This window comes from Propionivibrio sp. (assembly GCF_049316945.1).
Lineage (GTDB): Bacteria > Pseudomonadota > Gammaproteobacteria > Burkholderiales > Rhodocyclaceae > Propionivibrio.
In genome coordinates this window covers 1-2,827 of the sequence record NZ_JBMOJE010000290.1, presented here as the reverse complement: position 1 = coordinate 2,827, position 2,827 = coordinate 1, and the positions used below count along the sequence as shown (strand labels likewise).

Sequence of the window (2,827 nt, the reverse complement as noted above, 5' to 3'; positions counted from 1 at the left end):
GAATGTGTTTGCACAACCAGACTTTGTGGTTAAATTCGAAAACACAGTTTCAAGCAATATTTGATTCGTTCATTCGGAAAGAATGTCATGGCCAAGCCGACAATACTGAAAGAAACCGATGCGACTGCTGCCGCGCCGAGCGGGTCAAAGCCCTCCGCCAGGCCGGTCAAGCGCGTAAAACCAGTCGCCAGGAACGCTTTCCGCGACGGGGTTTGTCCTTTCCCGATCGTCGCCATTGGTGCCTCGGCGGGCGGCCTTGAAGCGCTTGAACAGTTCTTTGGCCAACTGCCGGCGAACTGTGAGCTGGCTATCATTGTCATTCAGCATCTCGATCCCAACTACAAGGGCATGATGCCCGAGTTGCTGCAGCGTACCACCGCCATGCCGGTGGCGCAGGCGAAAGACCGCATGAAGGTCAAGTCGGGCTGCGTTTATGTGATTCCGCCCAACCGCGATCTGTCGATTCTGCACGGCAGCCTCTTCCTGCTCGAACCGGCGGCGCCGCGTGGTCTGCGCCTGCCGATCGACTTTTTCTTCCGCGCGCTGGCCGAAGACCAGGGCGCCAACGCCGTCGGCATCATCCTCTCCGGCATGGGTTCGGACGGCAGCCTCGGCCTGCGCGCCATCAAGGAGCAGGGCGGCCTGGTCCTGGCGCAGGACCCGGCCTCGGCCAAGTACGACAGCATGCCGCGCCGAGCCATCGACACCTGCCTGGTCGACATCACCGCCCCGGCGCAAGAGTTGCCGCTGCGCCTCCTTGATTGCCTTAAACATAGCCTGCCTGCCGCCACCGGTGTGCGGGAGCAAGCACTGGAAGCGGAGTCGACGGCGCAGAAGAGCGCCTTCGAGAAGATATGCATCCTGCTGCGGGCGCGCACCAGCCACGATTTCTCGCTGTACAAGAAGAGTACCGTCTACCGGCGCATCGAGCGGCGCATGACCATCCACCTGATCGACAACATTGCCGACTACGGGCGTTACCTGCGCGAGAACCCGCAGGAAGTGGATCTGCTGTTCAGGGAACTGCTGATCGGCGTCACCCGCTTCTTCCGCGACCCGGAGTCCTGGGCCTGCCTGCAGGAAAAGGTTCTGCCCGAAGTGCTCGCCGCCTACCCCGCAGGCGGCGCGCTGCGTGCCTGGGTGGCCGGCTGTTCGACTGGCGAAGAGGCCTATTCGCTGGCCATGGCATTTCGCGAGGTGCAGGAAAAGGTGAATCCACCTTGGCGCTGCACGCTGCAGATCTTCGCCACCGACCTCGACCCGGATGCCATCGAGAAGGCGCGCCAGGGCTTCTACCCGGCCAATATCGCCGCCGACGTTTCGGAGGGACGCCTGAAGCGTTTCTTTGTTGAAGAAGCCAACGGCTACCGGGTCGGCAAGGAGATCCGCGAGATGGTGGTGTTCGCGCAGCAGAACCTGATCATGGACCCGCCGTTCACCAAGCTGGATATCCTCACCTGCCGCAACCTGCTGATCTATCTTGGCAGCGAACTGCAGAAGAAACTGCTGCCACTCTTCCACTACAGCCTCAAGCCGGGTGGCATCCTGATGCTGGGCAATGCCGAGTCGATCGGTGGCTTCAGCGATCTGTTCGCTCTGGTTGCTGGCAAGGAACGTCTGTTCCGGCGCACCTCCAGCCCGCTTGGCACCCTGGATCTTGATTTCCCTACCCGCTTTCTCCCGACAAAAACCGACGCACTGTGGGCCGCCAAGCCCGATATGGTCAGCGCCAATCTGGAGAGCCTGGCCGACAAGGTATTGCTGCAGCAGTTTTCTCCAGCCGCCGTGCTGGTCAACGGCGATGGCGACCTGCTCTACATCAGCGGCCGTACCGGCAAGTATCTGGAACCCGCGGCCGGCAAGGTAAACTGGAACATTCATGCCATGGCGCGCGACGGGCTGCGCCAGGAGTTGGGCGTCGCCCTGCCGGTCGCGCTGCGTTCCGGCGAGCGCGTGGTCTGCGACAATATCTGCATCGGCACCAACGGCGGCACACAGACCGTCAACCTCGTGGTGCAGCCACTCGCCGAGCCGGAAGCCCTGCGCGGCATGGCCATGGTGGTAATCACCGATGTTGACGCCGCGCCGCAGGTGGAGGATGCCGGCGACGGCAAGCCTGGTCCGCGTCACAGCCAGCGCGAGGCGAAACTGGTGCAGGCACTGGCGCACGCGCAACAGGGAATGCAGGGCCTGCGCGAGGAAATGCAGAGCTCGCAGGAAGAACTCAAGTCGGCCAGCGAGGAAATGCAATCGACCAATGAGGAACTGCAGTCGACCAACGAGGAGCTGACCACCTCCAAGGAGGAAATGCAGTCCCTTAACGAGGAACTGCAGACGGTGAACATCGAGCTGCAATCGAAGGTGGACGAGTTGTCGGCAGCCAACAATGACATGAAGAACCTGCTCAACAGCACCGATATGGCCACCATCTTTCTCGACAAGGCGCTGCACGTGCGGCGCTTCACCAGCCAGGCGACACGGCTGTTCAAGCTTATTCCGGGCGATGTCGACCGGCCCTTGTCGGACATCGCCACCGACCTGGATGATCCCGGGCTGCTGGCTGAAGCCGAAGAAGTGCTGCGCACGCTGGCTTTCTCGGACAAGGAAGCCGCCGCCAGCGGCGGGCGCTGGTTCCAGGTGAAGATCATGCCTTATCGCACCCTGGAAAACGTCATCGACGGCGTCGTCGTCACGTTCAACGACATTACCCGCGCCAAGACCCTGGAAACGCAATTGCGCGAGCTGGCCAACCAGCAAAAGCAGGCGTGATCAAGGCAAGGCAACGTCGTCATTCCGGCCCTTGGGGTGCAGAGCCTGTTCGTTAATT

The 2,827-nt window shown here is 61.6% G+C and carries 1 protein-coding gene; it reads left to right on the top strand.

Going from position 1 to position 2,827, the window contains the following annotated elements; genetic code table 11:
- The first annotated feature begins 87 nt into the window (after nt 1-87).
- Complete coding sequence (locus ACOYNV_RS27110; protein WP_422902930.1) at nt 88-2,769, top strand: chemotaxis protein CheB; 2,682 nt, start codon at nt 88-90, stop codon at nt 2,767-2,769.
- The last annotated feature ends 58 nt before the right edge of the window (nt 2,770-2,827 follow it).

Coding starts and splice junctions, on each gene's coding strand:
- ACOYNV_RS27110 (WP_422902930.1), top strand. CDS start 88: ATGGCCAAGCCGACAATACTGAAAGAAACCGATGCGACTGCTGCCGCG.